Source organism: Neorhizobium sp. NCHU2750, assembly GCF_003597675.1.
In the GTDB taxonomy this organism is placed as follows: Bacteria; Pseudomonadota; Alphaproteobacteria; order Rhizobiales; family Rhizobiaceae; genus Neorhizobium.
In genome coordinates this window covers 12,853-29,759 of the sequence record NZ_CP030831.1, presented here as the reverse complement: position 1 = coordinate 29,759, position 16,907 = coordinate 12,853, and the positions used below count along the sequence as shown (strand labels likewise).

Annotated in this window: 12 protein-coding genes and 1 other annotated feature; of the genes, 6 read left to right on the top strand and 6 right to left on the bottom strand. The window is 48.6% G+C overall.

The features are described from left to right. The first annotated feature begins 27 nt into the window (after nt 1-27). Nucleotides 28-1,092 carry an ornithine cyclodeaminase gene (gene ocd, locus NCHU2750_RS28105; protein WP_045231694.1) on the top strand — a complete coding sequence of 355 codons (1,065 nt, stop codon included), beginning with the start codon at nt 28-30 and terminating at the stop codon, nt 1,090-1,092. 505 nt (nt 1,093-1,597) lie between these two features. After that, nucleotides 1,598-2,836 carry a D-nopaline dehydrogenase gene (gene nos, locus NCHU2750_RS28100; protein ID WP_045231695.1) on the top strand — a complete coding sequence of 413 codons (1,239 nt, stop codon included), beginning with the start codon at nt 1,598-1,600 and terminating at the stop codon, nt 2,834-2,836. A 424-nt stretch (nt 2,837-3,260) separates the two neighbouring features. On the opposite strand, the gene NCHU2750_RS31340 is transcribed toward nos, so the two are convergent. Beyond that, nucleotides 3,261-3,938: a RolB family protein gene (locus NCHU2750_RS31340; RefSeq protein WP_369809636.1), complete on the bottom strand. Its 678-nt coding sequence runs from the start codon at nt 3,936-3,938 to the stop codon at nt 3,261-3,263. Nucleotides 3,939-4,143: 205 nt separating this feature from the next. On the opposite strand from NCHU2750_RS31340, the gene NCHU2750_RS28090 reads away from it, so the two are divergent. Continuing rightward, nucleotides 4,144-5,333, top strand: a protein-coding gene (locus tag NCHU2750_RS28090; protein WP_119945098.1) for an IS3 family transposase whose coding sequence is annotated in 2 segments (ribosomal slippage) — nt 4,144-4,393 and nt 4,393-5,333 — 1,191 coding nt in all. Because the reading frame shifts where the segments join, the coding sequence is not laid out codon by codon here. A gap of 336 nt (nt 5,334-5,669) precedes the next feature. Next, nucleotides 5,670-6,308, top strand: coding sequence for a RolB family protein (locus NCHU2750_RS28085; protein ID WP_119945097.1), 639 nt, complete (start codon nt 5,670-5,672; stop codon nt 6,306-6,308). Between the two features lie 499 nt (nt 6,309-6,807). Here the strand turns inward: NCHU2750_RS28085 and ipt are convergent, their stop codons facing one another. Together ipt and NCHU2750_RS28075 are read right to left on the bottom strand one after the other, a co-directional pair. Continuing rightward, nucleotides 6,808-7,527: an adenylate dimethylallyltransferase Ipt gene (gene ipt, locus NCHU2750_RS28080; protein WP_032489582.1), complete on the bottom strand. Its 720-nt coding sequence runs from the start codon at nt 7,525-7,527 to the stop codon at nt 6,808-6,810. A gap of 702 nt (nt 7,528-8,229) precedes the next feature. Then, entirely contained in the window at nt 8,230-10,497 is a 2,268-nt protein-coding gene (locus NCHU2750_RS28075; RefSeq protein ID WP_045231697.1) for an FAD-dependent oxidoreductase, read from the bottom strand. Between the two features lie 339 nt (nt 10,498-10,836). Between NCHU2750_RS28075 and iaaH the strand changes: the two genes are divergently transcribed. Continuing rightward, entirely contained in the window at nt 10,837-12,240 is a 1,404-nt protein-coding gene (gene iaaH, locus NCHU2750_RS28070) for an indoleacetamide hydrolase (RefSeq protein ID WP_045231698.1), read from the top strand. A gap of 508 nt (nt 12,241-12,748) precedes the next feature. Here iaaH and NCHU2750_RS28065 read toward each other — a convergent pair. From NCHU2750_RS28065 to NCHU2750_RS28055, 3 genes are all read right to left on the bottom strand, one after another. Then, nucleotides 12,749-13,219, bottom strand: a complete 471-nt coding sequence (locus tag NCHU2750_RS28065) for a RolB family protein (RefSeq protein WP_247644996.1) — start codon at nt 13,217-13,219, stop codon at nt 12,749-12,751. Between the two features lie 10 nt (nt 13,220-13,229). Next, nucleotides 13,230-14,458, bottom strand: a protein-coding gene (locus NCHU2750_RS28060) for an IS3 family transposase (RefSeq protein ID WP_119945096.1) whose coding sequence is annotated in 2 segments (ribosomal slippage) — nt 13,230-14,164 and nt 14,164-14,458 — 1,230 coding nt in all. Because the reading frame shifts where the segments join, the coding sequence is not laid out codon by codon here. After that, nucleotides 14,061-14,177: a sequence feature (AL1L pseudoknot), on the bottom strand. Its footprint overlaps the gene before it by 117 nt. 50 nt (nt 14,459-14,508) lie before the next feature. Then, a complete protein-coding gene (locus NCHU2750_RS28055; protein ID WP_234887912.1) occupies nt 14,509-14,757 on the bottom strand; it encodes a RolB family protein in 249 nt (82 codons plus the stop codon). A gap of 614 nt (nt 14,758-15,371) precedes the next feature. Between NCHU2750_RS28055 and NCHU2750_RS28050 the strand changes: the two genes are divergently transcribed. After that, complete coding sequence (locus tag NCHU2750_RS28050) at nt 15,372-16,628, top strand: glycerophosphodiester phosphodiesterase family protein (protein WP_065687546.1); 1,257 nt, start codon at nt 15,372-15,374, stop codon at nt 16,626-16,628. The last annotated feature ends 279 nt before the right edge of the window (nt 16,629-16,907 follow it).

Here is a 16,907-nt window from a genome sequence, read left to right as displayed (position 1 = left end):
TATCAAACCAATGAAGGGGGCCAAAAGATGCCCGCAATTGCCAACCTCAACATCGTTCCGTTCATCAGTGTTGAGAACATGATGGACCTGGTGGTCAGCACCGGGGTCGAGAACTTCCTTGTTCAACTGGCCGGCTACATTGAAGAAGATTTCCGGCGCTGGGAAAGCTTCGACAAGATTCCACGCATCGCCTCGCATTCGCGGGACGGCGTGATTGAACTCATGCCGACGAGCGACGGCACCCTCTACGGCTTTAAATACGTCAACGGCCACCCGAAAAACACGAAGTCGGGACGCCAGACGGTGACCGCGTTCGGCGTGCTCTCCGATGTCGATAGCGGCTATCCGCTGCTGCTGTCGGAAATGACAATCCTGACGGCCTTGCGAACGGCCGCAACCTCCGCGATCGCGGCAAAATATCTGGCGCGTAAAGATGCGCGCACGATGGCGCTGATCGGCAACGGTGCCCAGAGCGAGTTCCAGGCGCTCGCCTTCAAGGCGCTGCTCCATATCGATCGGATACGGCTTTACGATATCGACCCGGAGGCAACAGCTCGCTGCAGCCGCAATCTCCAGCGGTTCGGGTTTCAGATCGAGGCGTGCACCTCTGCGGAACAGGCGGTCGAAGGTGCCGATATCATTACGACAGCGACGGCCGACAAGCACAACGCCACGATCCTGAGCGACAATATGATCGGGCCCGGCGTCCACATCAACGGCGTCGGCGGCGACTGCCCAGGCAAGACCGAGATGCACCGCGATATCTTGCTGCGTTCGGATATTTTCGTGGAGTTTCCGCCACAGACCCGGATTGAAGGCGAGATCCAGCAACTCGCGCCAGATCATCCTGTGACGGAACTTTGGCGCGTAATGACTGGCCAGGACGTCGGCCGAAAGAGCGACAAGCAAATCACGCTTTTCGACAGCGTCGGATTTGCGATCGAGGATTTTTCGGCGCTGCGCTACGTCCGCGACCGCGTTGAGGGATCAAGCCACAGCAGCCCACTCGACCTAATAGCCGATCCGGACGAGCCTCGAGATCTCTTTGGAATGTTGCTGCGTCGTCAGGCTTTCCGAACTTTGGGAAGTTGAAGAGATGCCAATAGCGCGTGGACCGTCGAGCATCTAGAACGGGCTCTATGGGGCTTGCACATACAAACGAACGATCGAATGAGTCTTTCACGCTCTTACAAACATACAAATATTCTAATAAATGCTCTTTTCTCTTAGGTTTACCCGCCAATATATCCTGTCAAACACTGGATATTTACAATTGATTACGGAAAATGACAAACCGATCAGGAGCGCAAAATTTAAGGCAGCCACGCTATTGACCGGGGCGATGACGTTGGACAAGCCGTTTTAATTTTGGGATGGATTGAACTTTAAAGTTGAAGGAGCCACTCAGCCGCCGGCTGCTAGAGTTTTAATGAGCTAAGCACGTACGTCAGAAACCACTGTTGGGCGTACAAAAGTCGCCTCAGGTCACTGTCAGCCAGCAAGAGTTTCTTGCCACAACGCAACTGACGTTTGACATAAATTCCTTTCGGAACTCAATCAGATATCTCATATTCTCTCTCAACCAAAATATTCGATAATGGCTCTCGCTTCATCCTCAACTTCTCTACCTGTCCCAGCCGCAGGTCATCATCCGCTTCCCTTGACTGTAGGTGTCCTCGGTTCTGGTCACGCTGGGACTGCATTAGCGGCTTGGTTCGCCTCTCGGCACGTTTCCACGGCTCTGTGGGCACCAGCGGATCATCCAGGATCGATCTCAGCAATCAAAGCCAACGAAGGAGTCGTCACCACCGAGGGAGTGATCAACGGTTCATTTACGGTCTCAGCCTCTGATGATCTGCTCGCAGTTATTCGCTCCAGCCATCTACTGATTATTGTCACCCGTGCGGACGTTCACGACAGCTTCGTCAGTGAACTAGCCAACTTCAACGGTGAACTCGCAGAAAAGGATATTCTCGTCGTCTGCGGCCATGGGTTTTCCATGAAGTACGAGAGGCAGCTGCAATGCAAGCGAATACTCGAGACGGATAATTCGCCCACAACGTCTAAGCTATCGGATAAAAAAAAATGTAAGGTCAACATCAAGGAAATGAAAGCTTCTTTCGGACTGTCGTGTTTCCCAATTCATCGAAATGATGTTGGCGTCATCGATTTACCCGAAGATATCAAGATCATCTTCGCCCAGCTATTTACGGCTAGGATCATCCCCATCCCACCATTGCAGGTGCTGTTCTTTTCCAACTATATCACTCATGCGATTGCCGCTGTTATGAACATCGGAAGATTGCGCGACCCTGTCAATTCCCTTACCAAAAGAGCTGAGCAGTGGCTTCTTGAACTAGACGAGCGAACCCCACGAGCCGAGACGGACTTTTTCTTTTATGGTGAAGGATCCAACACTTACGTTTGCAATGTTCAAGAGCAGGTAGACCAAGAGCGCCGGAAGGTTGCCAAAGCGTGTGGGTTGCATCTCAATTCTCTCTTGCAGGAATGCAATGATGAATATGGCACTAATTATGCGACCCTAAGGGAATATTGCCTCGCACCATCACCTCATAACGTGCATTATGCATGCCCTGACAACATGGAACATCGTTATTTTTCTGAGGAATTATGCTCATTGGAGGATATCGCGGCAATTGCAACTATTACCAAAATCGAGATGCCCCTCACCCGCGCGTTCATCAATATTATTCATGCGGGAAAGGCAAACTTTCCGCCAACTGACAAAACATCCAGCGTGATTGGTAACTTCAGGTCAGGAGACTTGATCCGCTTTGGTGCCACCATACTTGTTAAGGATGAGATGATGAAGTAAAGAAGACGTGCGCCACGCAGTTCGTTCCAACCTCTTGTAATAAAGTTCATAAGTCCGCACCCCTATCACCGTATTGCGATGCATCTAATATAATTTCTGTTGAATTATCATATTTATGTAAAATGTAACGCGTATTTTTCTTATCAAGTGTGTTTTTTGTGCTTTCGACTTTGTTATTTTTATGTTTTCTATATTAATCTAGCAACAAAATAAAGGATGTTAATTTCGTATAAAATCAAATTTTTCCTAGAGGAAATCCCCTCACACAGACATTCTTAACTACTAATTATCACAATCCGGAATTACTTTATATTACAATACAAAAACCCCATGATATAATATAACGTTAAAAACACACTCAAGATTCAGTTAACATTAATATTTGAAAAGCAATACACATCCACAATCAACACTCTGCGCTAATCTAACACCGGAAACAACTACCGTAGGACCACTTAGAAAGCCTCTCAACGCTGACAATCTTCGCATCTGGTACGAGCTTAGGCGACGGCGGAAAGGCCTCACCAAACGCGACAACTTCGCATCTAAACCGTGAACTTGGGATTGGGGCAAGAAACTTGCGCTGATGCATGCCATGGATTTCGAGAAGTGAATAGTTCGTCTTGAAAAACGATACATTCGGCAGGAAAGCGAAAAACGCCTCCACATCCTTCAGGGAAAGCCGAGAGCCAGGTGAGATCTGGTTGTGCCATTTCCATATCGTCTGGGATGTCACTCCGTCGGTGTAAGGCGATTCAGTACAGGCGACAAATCTGGAAGCCGTAGTGCACAAAAATTTTCCGCACTCCACAAACCGATGAATTTCGTCGGAACTACCGTAGACGTACCACAAATCAGTGCCGGGAAGCACTGAATACAAGGTGTCAAAAGAAGGACCCCGCAGACACGGCGCTTCAGAAAAATGCGCTAACCTCCCGTCGGCTGCGCAAACCTTAGTTTTTAGAATTGATTCCTCCAACACTTTCTGAGCACTAGCTAATGTACTATTGATAAACCCTACATATGCGTCCCTAGATTCCCTAAGACGGAAATCTCCCAACGATGAATCAGATACAAATTTGACGTATCTCGGTCGGAACATTGGACGATTGTATTCCATTTCCAACTTGTAATTGAGAAGTAGAAACTTGCCTCAGACGGAACAGATATCTTCTCTGAAATCTGAAATTTGCACCAAGCGCTCTTTAAAAAAGACAAAAATTCGTGCCGACGGTGGCCCACCTGACCTTGCCCCGTTGAAATAATCCATTTTGAAGTAAGCTCTGGCCTATCGAAAGGACCAGAGAATGAAGCGCACACGTTTCACGGACGAACAGATTATCGGCATTCTGAAGGAGCACGAGGCTGGCACGCCGGTCTCGGAACTTTGCCGCAAGCACGGCGTCAGCGATGCCAGCATCTATAAATGGAAGGCCAAGTTCGGCGGCATGGACGTATCCGAAGCCAAGCGGCTGAAGACGCTTGAAGACGAGAACACCAAGCTGAAGCGGCTCTTGGCGGACGCGATGCTCGACAATGCTGCTTTGAAAGACCTTTTGGGAAAGAAGTGGTGACGCCCGCAGCGAGGCGGAAAGCTGTCGCGCATCTGATGGGTCACCACGAGATGAGCGAACGGCGGGCGTGTAAAGCCATGGGCTTTTGCCGAATGACGATCCGCTACGAAACCAGACGCAGCGATGATCATGACCTTCGCGAGCGGATGAAGGCGCTGGCGCATGAGCGCCGTCGCTTCGGATATCGACGCCTTCATGTGCTGCTCAGGCGTGAGGGTCATTTTGTGAATCACAAGCGGCTCTTCCGGCTCTATCGGGAGGAGAAGCTGACAGTGCGCAAACGTGGTGGCCGGAAGCGAGCAATCGGCACACGCGCGCCGATGCTGATCCCGATGGCAGCCAATGATCGCTGGTCGCTGGACTTCGTCTCGGATCAATTGACCGATGGCCGCAGGTTCCGGATTTTGACGGTCGTCGACGATTGCACCAGAGAATGCCTGGCACTCGTCGCCGATACCTCACTTTCCGGTCTGCGGGTTGCTCGTGAGTTGGACCGGATCATCGAGGGGCGTGGCAAGCCGAAGATGATTGTCAGCGACAATGGCAGCGAGTTCACCAGCAACGCGATCCTGCAATGGACGGACCGGGCCAAGGTGGACTGGCACTACATCGCGCCGGGCAAGCCGATCCAGAACGCCTTCATCGAAAGCTTCAATGGGCGGCTGCGAGACGAGCTCCTGAATGAAACTCTCTTCTCGTCACTGACCCATGCTCGATCAGCGCTTTCAAACTGGCGCAGCGATTACAACGATCATCGACCACACTCAGGCCTCGGATGGCTGACACCTGCCGAGTTCGCTCAGACAATCAACCCGCGACGTGATGCGGTGCTGCGCAGCCGGAATGGCTCCGCACCGCAACACGCCGCTACCCCCGCGAATACAACAACCCAAAACCGCCGGAGCGAACTCAAAACTGGATAAAACTTGGGGGCAAGGTCACACCGAAGAAAAAGTTGGGGCGTAAATGTCAAAAAGCAGTTCGGCGCAGAATTGCCACATTCTGCGATCTAATTACCCAATCCACGACTTTTGGGACAAAAAAGACAAAAAATATGACACATTTAGCGAAAAATGCTCCTGATTGGAGAAATATTTCCACATGCGGCGACTGTTGCGCGCTGATTGCCTGACGAGGCTACCAAGTGCACTCACGAAAATGCTATCGAGTCGGCCACAATCGCTTGCCCATTCACTATAAGAACACGAACCATCACTCCATTTCTGTCACAGCCCCTCGGCAAATCGGCAATATACGAAATGACGGTTCCTACTTGGCAGGTTCGCGATCTTAGACGCATCCTACGAGTTAGTGAGTTGAGGCAACACTTGCGCCAGGCTCGTACCGATTTCAGATCCACCCTGTCACAATTCGTATACTTTAACCGCTCCGTTGTTAACCCAAATGCGTACGATGACGAGTATCTCCTTTCAGACCAGAGGCTCACCTATGTTTACGTCGATGAAGTAACAGCGCAATTGTGTGGTCTCAATCGCCTATTACCGTCCAACTCTCCGGCCTTCGGGACAGTAGCTACCGCAATGCCCCCATGGCTATTGGATCCACAAGAAATGAACGCAATCTTGCAACAGAGTTGCGGTCAAGGAGGCTTCGTTAATTACCACCACGGTCCGAGTACAAACAGCTTTTTTTTGGCGATCCTGATGAGCCAGTTGTTCATACGGATCAGGACTGATGTAATCCGCGGTCAAGGTTATGGTTGGTACGCCAGGCTAGGTAATTATGTTGAGGAAGGAGAGGATAACGAAGGTATCGAAAACGAGGAAGAGGAAGAGGAAGAGGAAGAGGAAGAGGAAGAGGAAACGAGAGAGTTCCAATTATCCGATCTCATTCATTATCCCATTGTCGCATTGGGATCGTGCCATCTCACACGTTAGGTGTCGCGGTTACCAGAAAACTTGATCTATCAACGCGTGCTTTGAATCTTGTTATTTTTCATGTTTCTAATATCATCCAGTACCGAAATAAAATTCGTCATTTTCGTCTCTCGCAATGCAATTAATATGGTCTAAATACAGCAATTGTGGCCCAAACACATATTATTATTACTATTATTAGTCGTGCGTAATTTTATTTATGAAACGTCTCGTTTCAAAACTATGAAAATACAATACAAAATGAAACACGCCCATGAAAAATAAAACATCTACAAATACCAATCGAACATTCCATAATATACTTAATCGTATTTTATTATGCAAAGATAGATCTATCTTTGGCATTGCGTAGCGGCGATGCTGCAGGCGAGCATAGCTGAGATACTCCTGGGCTATACCTTCCACCAACTCGTCCTGCGATTTTTGTCTTCATCGGATAGGGCTGTTCGTCGTTGCCAATCGCAAACATAGCGAATCCCCAGGGCGCCAGGAGATCCTATTACATTCCGAACGGATGACCCTCGAATCCTTCGAAAGCGACTGCGTTAATTGAAGGGAATTCCTGTTCCTGTCGGCGCGCATGGATGAGATACTCCTGAGCGATCCCATGAGCCAACTTATCCTCCATGTCTGCGCCAAGCTGCAATAGCATATCGGGTGTGATCTGGTTTTGGCTAGCAAACAACATGGCGTATCGATACCCATCAATCCCTTCCAGTATGGGCCTCAGCTGAGGCTGATTCCAAAGATGAACCAACTCTTCGATGATAGAAAGGCCTGCAGCGGGGTGCAACATCTGCTTAACTCTGGCCTTGGCCGCTTTCATGAAGGTCTCCTCGTCTGCTAACTTGTGGCGAATAATACGCCAACGAAAATCGTTGCTCCAATAACTGCTCTGCACCATGCACTTGAGCAACGAGATAGATCCTCCCTCAAGAATAAGCCCACCGTGAGCCTCATTATTATAAACCTCCGCGATCAGCCTCTCGTGAGCTTGCTTGGCTGAGATGATACCCTTCACAAGAGGCTGTTCATCAAGGTATAGACGGGTCGTGCCCTTCAGTTCTTCCACTGTTGGTCGTCCGCTTCCGGTTGACAGTTGAGGACAGCATTGGACCCGGTCGAGAGAAAGGACTGGCTGCCCGGTTTGCTGGGCAAGAGCTATCGCGGTCGATGTCTTTCCTGTACAAGTTGGACCGAAAATTAGACGGAGATCCATAAGTGTTTTGCGATATCTTGAATACAAATTGATATTTTTTGGGTTCGAGAAGTGTATCATCACAGGCTGTTATATTGTCTTCCTCGAGATTCCTTATTGAAGAGCAAATGGCTTTAGCGTCTCTCCAAAGGGCAACTTGTTTTTCAACAAAGTGTGGGGCACGGCTGTTTCCTTGAAAGCAATTTGTCACCAACGAAGGCGCCTTTAAGTCAAAATAAGGCTGACTAAATCAGCACTATAGAGGCAGCTATTCATGCCACTTGAGGACGTTTTTCCGCGCTTTACTGCCACTTGTCTGCGCTGATTATCATCATTGCTGGCGAGAGAGTGAAATCGTTTGTAATAGTTGATTAGGTGAGACGTCAAAATAAGGGCGACTATTTCATATTTGACTTAAATATGTCCATATTGTTAGGCACATGTGATAGCAATTCCTTAACAACGGTGTCTATTATTTACTTCTTGCAGTCGTTGTCATTGTGACAAAATCAAAGATATTCTACCGTTGGAATAATATTACCATTCAATAAACGCGACAGTTGATATTTTAACTATACCTCAACATATTACTGCGCACCTCAACATAATGGAGGTTAATAGAATTACAGAAATTTTATTTACACCATCATATTCGTTGTTAAACATCAATATTCATTAATAGCAATTTATAAAACGTGCAATACTTGTAACAGGATACGCAGATTAATTTCTATTGCGGTAGTTATATCTCCTCCAAGAGTGTTCGAGAGGATTGTCCTTTGCTAAAACACCTCCACAATTGTGGATAATTGCACAGACGGCATTACACGCGGTCTGAATAGCGCCCTCCACCCATCCACCGGTAAAGGAACAACTGCAACCCGCCAAGTAAACTCCAGTATCATTAGTCATGTCCAGCGCTTGAAAGAAAAGTTCTTCAGAATAAAAATCCTCGCCACGCCGGTTGAGTTTGAAAGCTCCGCCGGCATTCTCGTCTGTAAGCCAATCATGTTGAACAACATTTTGGTCGTAATCAGCGCAAGCGGGAACTAAATGCCGGGCAAACGCCGGGAACGATTTCGAAATTGCGTCCCGTAGCAGACATAATCGCTCTTTTTTGTCGGGGATCGCCAATAGCTTGTGGGAGTCGTCCTCCCATGTATAACTGATGAGCACCACACCTTTACCGTTCGGATCCTGCGGCTCATAGTCCAGACAATACACTGCTTTTGCGACCCCGTCCATGAGGACACAGGACGGGAGCATATGGTCAAACCAAAATTTACGTTCAGTCAGCAGGAACAATTTTGAAGAGCCCGTCATGTGGCTGTTATCAACGGCTTGGTTCACTGGTGCACGAAAAATGGTGGTATCGGATGTCAGACGATGCCTGAGTTGGATATTTGCGAGTCCAGATGTAACCACCACCTTATCATAAAGTTCAGATATCCCGCTCTTAAGCCTTATCTTTATTTTTGTCTTTTCCTTCTCAACCGCCCTGACTTGAACATGGCGTATACGCTGGCTTACAGACACGCCATTAACCACTTGAGAGGCGATCCGACGTGGAAGTTCTGAGATTCCTTCAGAGCACATCCGCTGATTTTCTTCATATCCGTTTATGACCAAGCGAAGGATCTCAATAAACCCGCTTTCAAAAACTGGACCAAACCCGCCAGATCCTATTCCCATTAGCTTGAATAGGTCCCAATCATGAGGGAAACTCCATGTTTCACCACCGGGAGGATGCGTGCCCAGAAAGATCCTCTCTATCGCTGAAGAGAACGACTCCCTCCCGAAACGGTTCAGCCAAATTTGCCAGGCGTCATGAGCCCGCCTAATGTCCCCTAATTTCAAGGCCTCAGTGATAGCATCAGGCGAAGCCAACACAATATCTCCCTCAAGGAAACCGTCCTTCAAGAACGCATGCCACCCGCTATAAACGCGATGGAACAACTTCGGTGGCTGCTGCCCGGCTTTCCACATGTATCGGCAACCCTCGTAGACCAAGTCAGTGTCGACTGTGCCGGGATTTGGGAACGGCCTCATCGAAGACAGACCGTACCGCTCGAGGAAGAAAAACAAGCACGATGCAGCAGGAGGAAATCGCATCGCCCCCATTTCGGCCACGACGCTCGGAGCGTCCTTGAAAGCATGTGACCAAAGCTTGCCTCCAACCCGATCACCTGCTTCATATATTGTAACATCGTCTACGCCAGCATGAAGCAGTTCGCTTGCCACCACGAGCCCGGAAATGCCAGCCCCAATGACCGCTACTTTTGGCCTGGGAACATCTTCTGGAAAGAAGCCGATCCGCCCACTATCTGAACATTTGTCGAGAAACAATCTGTAGTCGTAGAGCAAGTCGATCGTTGGAAAGGACCCTGCCGAAGCCTTCAGCATCAGGTTTCGACCATAAGCTACCATGTCAAATGGTACTGCCTCTTCAATGATTACGGTAAACCCGGTAACGCTTTTCAACGAGCCTTCTTCGTACGGCGCCATTTGCAGGGTTCGGGAGCGGGCAGTCTCAGAGATTGAAATGGCCACGAAATGACTAAGGTCGCTGGGTGCACATCTTTTACCACTCAGCAAATTCATGGTTTGGAGAAGTTGAGCTCTGGAGATATCCATGCAAGATGGTGCAAGGTCGATGGCAACGAGACCACTCACTCTTGTTCGCACCGAAGCTTCTGGTTCGAGTATCCACCTCAGAATTTCCTCGCCAACATAGATGTAAGCGGAGAGGACTGCGACCCTCTGACCGGCTGAGATCTCCGGAAAGCGACCGTCGGCCAGCCTTTTGCAAGCTAACCCAGCGCGGCACTCGCCGGAAATTTGAGTAATTCTTCTTTCCCTCGAAGCTTCTCGTTCTGAGAAGGCTGCGGCAACGCGGCGGTCCAATTCATCAGGCTTGTCGACCATTATCAGATCCACAATTTTGGTAGAGAAATGATCGCATTGTTTATCAAAAAGAGATGAGGCTGACATTGCTAGGGAAGATTGGTCTTTGTGTAGATAACTAAAGACATCAACCGTTTCTATTTAAGTTGAAAATCGGGGAACATACTGTGCATTGACATCCCAATGGAAAGCGACAATTTTGGCGTTTTTCAATAGAATATTCACGCGGGTCCAACTCGCCGCTCAATCAGGTTGAATATTGATTGATACAATACTGTTTCCGTTTGAAAAAGTGCCCTTAATACCTCCAATAATTCGGATCATACGCCGTGATTGGGAAATTCCCTCCAATAATCGCGCAATTTGGGCCCAAGCGCGGTATATTTATTTGATCTGAAATGGGCTTAAAATCCCCAATCCAGAAAGATGGTGCCCATTACCTCGTTAGCACAAACCCTAGAACGCCTAAGACGGAAAGACTACTCATGCTTAGAACTAGTAGAAACTCTAATCGCGCGTTGTGAAGCTGCAAAAGCATTGAATGCCCTTCTGGCTACAGACTGGGATGGCTTGCGGCGAAGCGCCAAAAAAATTGATCGCCATGGAAACGCCGGAGTAGGTCTTTGCGGCATTCCACTCTGTTTTAAGGCGAACATCGCGACCGGCATATTTCCTACCAGCGCTGCTACGCCGGCACTGATAAACCACTTGCCAAAGATACCATCCCGCGTCGCAGAAAGACTTTTTTCAGCTGGAGCCCTGCCGGGTGCTTCGGGAAACATGCATGAGTTATCGTTTGGAATTACGAGCAACAACTATGCCACCGGGGCGGTGCGGAACCCGTGGAATCCAGGTCTGATACCAGGAGGCTCAAGCGGTGGTGTGGCTGCTGCGGTGGCAAGCCGATTGATGTTGGGCGGCATAGGCACCGATACCGGTGCATCTGTTCGCCTACCCGCAGCCCTGTGTGGCGTAGTAGGATTTCGACCGACACTTGGTCGATATCCGGGAGATCGGATAATACCGGTTAGTCCGACCCGAGACACCGCCGGAATCATAGCGCAGTGCGTAGCCGATGTTGTAATTCTCGACCAGGTGATATCCCGAAGGCCGGCGAGAATTCCGCCCGTGCCACTGAAGGGGCTTCGGATCGGCCTCCCCACTACCTACTTTTACGGTGACCTTGATGCTGATGTGGCCTTGGCAGCTGAAACGACGATTCGCTTGCTAGCCAACAGAGGCGTAACCTTCGTTGAAGCCAATATTCCCCACCTGGAGGATCTGAACAACGGGGCCAGCTTGCCAATTGCACTTTATGAATTTCCACACGCTCTAAAACAGTATCTCGACGAGTTTGTGGGAACAGTTTCTTTTTCTGACGTTATCAAAGAAATTCGTAGTCCCGATGTAGCGGACATTGTCAACGCACAAATTGAGGGACATCAAATTTCCAACGCTGAATATGAACTGGCGCGTCACTCCTTCAGGCCAAGGCTCCAAGCCGCTTATCGCAACTACTTCAGACTCTATCGGTTAGATGCAATTCTCTTCCCAACTGCACCCTTGGCGGCCAAAGCCATAGGTCAGGATTCCTCAGTCATCCACAATGGCTCAATGGTGAACACTTTCAAGATCTACGTGCGAAACGTGGATCCAAGCAGCAACGCAGGCCTACCTGGGTTGAGCCTTCCTGTTGGCCTTACACCTGATCGCTTGCCTGTTGGAATGGAAATTGATGGATTAGCGGGTTCAGACCACCGTCTGTTAGCAATCGGGGCAGCATTAGAAAAAGCCATAAATTTTCGTTCTTTCTCAGATGTGCCGAACTAGCTGTTTACCACGCCAATTATTGTCTAATAAATCTGCGCTTCATTTATAATTATTCTTGAAATTCATAGAATACTCAGCGCGTCTGTGTCGCCACCAAGATCGAAACATCTGCTTGATATAATAAAAATCGATATATAAAATTTTTAGTTAATCCTTCTCACAGCTTAGAATAAGCATTATATTATAATTCAGTGGTAAATTAGATTCTAAAGCAAAATTAAATTAGCAATTTACATAGGCTGCACCTTTAATTTGCTTTGATTGATAGAACGGCTCAAAAGTTATACTGCGACTCGAGACCAAAATATTAATCAGATACATCTATGGTAAATAATTTATTATTCATAAAGCACACAACGATACGACATCGGTAATTAAAGTACATATTGGAAATACACTGATTATCTGCATGCAGGCTACATCATCTTATTATCATTACATAGACTTGACACATTTCGTTACGATCGGACACTGTTGCTTCATTCCCGCTCACACACAGATGTGCGTATTAGACCAAGCGCTTCAACAAGGAGGTGAGAGCCATTGTCCACCCCGCCTTGGGTGCCTTTTTCAGCCCGTTATCCTGAAAGAGAGCTTTGCCGACCGCGACTATTTCAACACAGAAAGGGTCAGCCCGGGATGGCGCCAGGAAGGTATCGCCGCCGATCTTCACGTGCGAGAAACTTGTGTTCTGAAGCGAAGTATTCGGAAGGAAAGCAATATAAGCATCCAAGTCATTTTTTTCATTGTTTGTAATTTGACAGACCTCGTTCTGCCACCACCTCATAGTTTCTTTTGTTAATCCTTGGGCATAGGGTGGAACGGTGGAGATGACCACGCCTTTGCCGGAAAAGCCCTCATAAAATCGCTCGCATGCATACCTTCGCATTTCTTGAAACGAACAATAAACGTACATTAGAGAATCTTTTAGTATAATATTCAGGGGTATATGAACCGCGCCGGGTTTGCCGGAGGCTATTTGGTTTAAGTTATGCGGCCATGGCTGGTTCGTCCAGCATGGCGTAGTGCTGCTCCTCGGCTTCGGCTGGCGGGATGTTTCCGATGGGCTCCAGAAGCCGTCGATGGTTGAACCAATCGGCCCATTCGAGGGTGGCGAATTCAACCGCTTCGAAACTCCGCCATGGTCCGCGCCGATGAATGACCTCGGCCTTGTAGAGACCGTTGATCGTTTCGGCGAGTGCATTGTCGTAAGAGTCACCGACACTTCCGACGGAAGGCTCGATGCCCGCCTCGGCCAGTCGCTCCGAATACTTGATCGAGACGTATTGGACACCGCGATCGCTGTGATGGACAAGGCCGCCGCCATGAATGGGACGCCGCTCATGAAGCGCCTGTTCCAAAGCATCGAGTACGAACCCGGCGTGCGCCGTTCGACTCACCCGCCAGCCGACAATCCGGCGGGCGAAGGCGTCGATGACGAAGGCCACGTAGACGAAGCCTTGCCAGGTGGCGACATAGGTGAAATCCGAAACCCAGAGCCTGTTCGGCGCGGGAGCCTTGAACTGGCGGTTCACCCGATCGAGCGGGCTGGGAGCCGTCTTGTCCGGGATCGTCGTGCGGATCGGCTTGCCCCGGATGATACCCTGAAGTCCCATCGATCGCATGAGCCGGGCGACGGTGCAGCGGGCGATATCGATGCCTTCCCGCTTCAATTGCCGCCAGATCTTGCGCACGCCGTAGACGCGGAAGTTCGCCTCGAACACACGGCGTATCTCGATCTTCAATGCAATGTCGCTGCGGGCGCGGACCGACAACCGGTCCACGTCCAGGCGTTTGGCAACGTTCTCGTAGTAGGTTGACGGGGCAATCGGCAGCAGTCTGCAGATCGGCTCGACCCCGAACACGCCACGGTGTTCGTCAATGAACGAGATCATCGCTTCAACGGGCGGTCGAGCTCCGCCATCGCGAAATAAGCAGACGCCTTGCGCAGTATCTCGTTGGCCTGCCGAAGCTCGCGGTTCTCCCGCTCCAGAGCCTTCATCCTCTCGGCCACTTCGCTTGGGAGCCCGGGCCGGGAACCATCCTCCACTTCTGCCTTCTTTACCCATTCATTGAGCGTCTGCGCCGTGCAGCCGATCTTGGCGGAGATCGAGGAAACCGCTGCCCATCGCGAGGAATATTCGCCTTGGTGATCCAAAACCATCCGCACGGCTCGGGCGCGGACTTCCGGTGAAAATTTGTTTGTTGTCTTGCTCATATCGGCTCCACTTTCTCAGAAGTTGGAGCCTCCGGCAAACCCGGCGCGGTTCATATACCTGCTGGGCCTGGCAAGCAAGCAACTTCGCAAAAGCGCTTGACCACTTCATCTATAGCTGGATCAATGGGAACATCAGTATTAATGATGGAATTCATCCAGGAACGTCGAACAGGTATGAGATCCTCTTGTGCAAAGCTGCGATAAGCAATCTCTGTGTGACGTAGGACGAGTTTAAGTTGACGCCGATCTTGTATATTCGAGCTACCGATAATGTTGAATATCGGTCGACTGTGATACATATCGAACTAGTTACTTATTTTTGAATGTAAATTTCAGTCACAGTCAATAATTAAACGCGCTTCAGTGCCCCTTATATTGGGTGACTCTATAGCATCAATCACGGGATTGGTTTGAAATTAATTGAGTCGAATCTCAACACCGAAGTATTTCGTCCTTTTACCCTATTAAACTATTTATCTTGATGGAGGATTTTTCAAAAATGGGACCTGCCTTTCGCTGAAAACACCGACAAAGGTGTGATGTGAGGTCGAAAATTTGAAGATTTGCGCAACTAATCGGATAGTGGCCGACAAATTGACGCCGAAAATAACAATGACTGATTATCCGTGGAGTGATTCCAGCTAAGTTATGCCCCACAATAAAATATTAGCTAAAACTGTCAGCATTTGTGCATTATTTAAGTACTCCATTTGGCAATATCTATATACTCCACGACAAATTTTGCTTGTCACTTTTAGATCGAAATCGCTGCAATTCCCGCCGTGCACCCGGCAATTCGCTTTAGCTCGCAAATGGCTGTGAATGTAAGAGTACTTTATATTTTACTCACCATGTCGTTTCGTAACCTCCCGTTTTTTTTGCGCAGGTCCTTTGTCAACGTAAGCCACTCAAGGTGGAAGGAACCGTTTGGCCGGCTTGGACACTCCATTGGGATCTACCAGAAAACGTTACTCCCCCCGAGGTTCTCGCACGCCATTCTGTCCCAAGGCTTCTAGAACGGCTCGAGGAAGACCTGCCCTTACAGGTCATTGAGCACAGAGGAATGTTCAATTTAGGGAAACGAATTCAAGAATGCACCGCGAGCTCATTGTTGGCCGCGCTCGGGCAAGGAGGACGCAATCTGAGCGAGTTGGACGTCTGTTTAACTTCAGATAATGTAGCTATCGTTTCTCATGATCTTAACACTTGGCGAGTGTCTGAAAAGTTGGGAGATAAGCTTTTCAATGAAATTCACTCGTCAAAAATCAAGGATGTACCTGTTATTATCCGAGAGGTATCAAATGGGATAATACAAGACAAGTATCTTGAAACCATTGATCATATTCCTTTGTTAACTGAAATATTCAGCAAGGTATTTTTGGCTAATCCAGATGCCACCATTTTCCTAGACGGTAGGAACTACGATGCTCACGTGATTGTGGCTTGGCTTAGCCACCGGCCGGAATACCATCAAAGAGTTGTTGTACTTTTCTATACATTTGAATACCCACACGGCGGTGCCTTCGTTGATGCAGTTTTAAATGCCCAGCCCGCATCTGCTTGGAGGAAATCAATCTCCCTGATGCCCGCTCTTTTTCCTGAAGAACTGTGCCGACTGGCCCGTCTGCGTCAAGTTACTGAACCCACAGTCGATGATTTGTATTTGGCAGGCAAAGCCTGGTTTGATTCCATGCTAATGCAAGACATGAGGATCGTGGCGGCACATGTTGTTTTCTCCGGGGTGACCAGAAATTTGCTGGGCCAAGTTGTCGATAAAGATGTCTTGTTGGCTTTCGATTCAGATCAAGCCGCAGTGAGACTCGCGTATTACCTCAAGGAGGATACGATGATTAGAGCTAAACGCCCTCACCTGAAGTTTGCTGCGGTCACTAGATGCTATGACTTCGCAGCCCTCCTGGATTCCGGCGAGCGGGGTGAGTTCTCCATCGACATTAAAACAGGCAGGGCCCGACGTCATGAGACAGACGAGCGGAAACACATACGTTGGAGAAAAGGAACACCAGGAAATTCGGCAACAATTGCGGACTGGGTAATCTCAGATCGACCTGAAGATGAAATGGCTATCTGGGAATGGCGAAATCAAGGAATCGATCGTGAAGTTTCTCATCTAAGTCCACACTTGGATCTTAATATAGAAACGTCAAAATAAAAGTCTCGTAATTGAAACAATATGTTTATTAATTTCGATATATCAATGTGTTCACGCGTATTCTATCTTTTTATTCGAGATGTATGTTGTCCATTATAATGAATATGTAATTTTCTACATTTCGAAGATAACTTTAGACGTGTTAAATCTCTGTTATTTCGCGCCAGATTTACAATAATTCTCATTGGTGGCGAGCGCCACTTTGGCATGCATGAGGGTGGTCTCGGTCCACGGAAAATGTTTGTTGAAAATTACCCTGATTGTGAAAAAACTGAACTC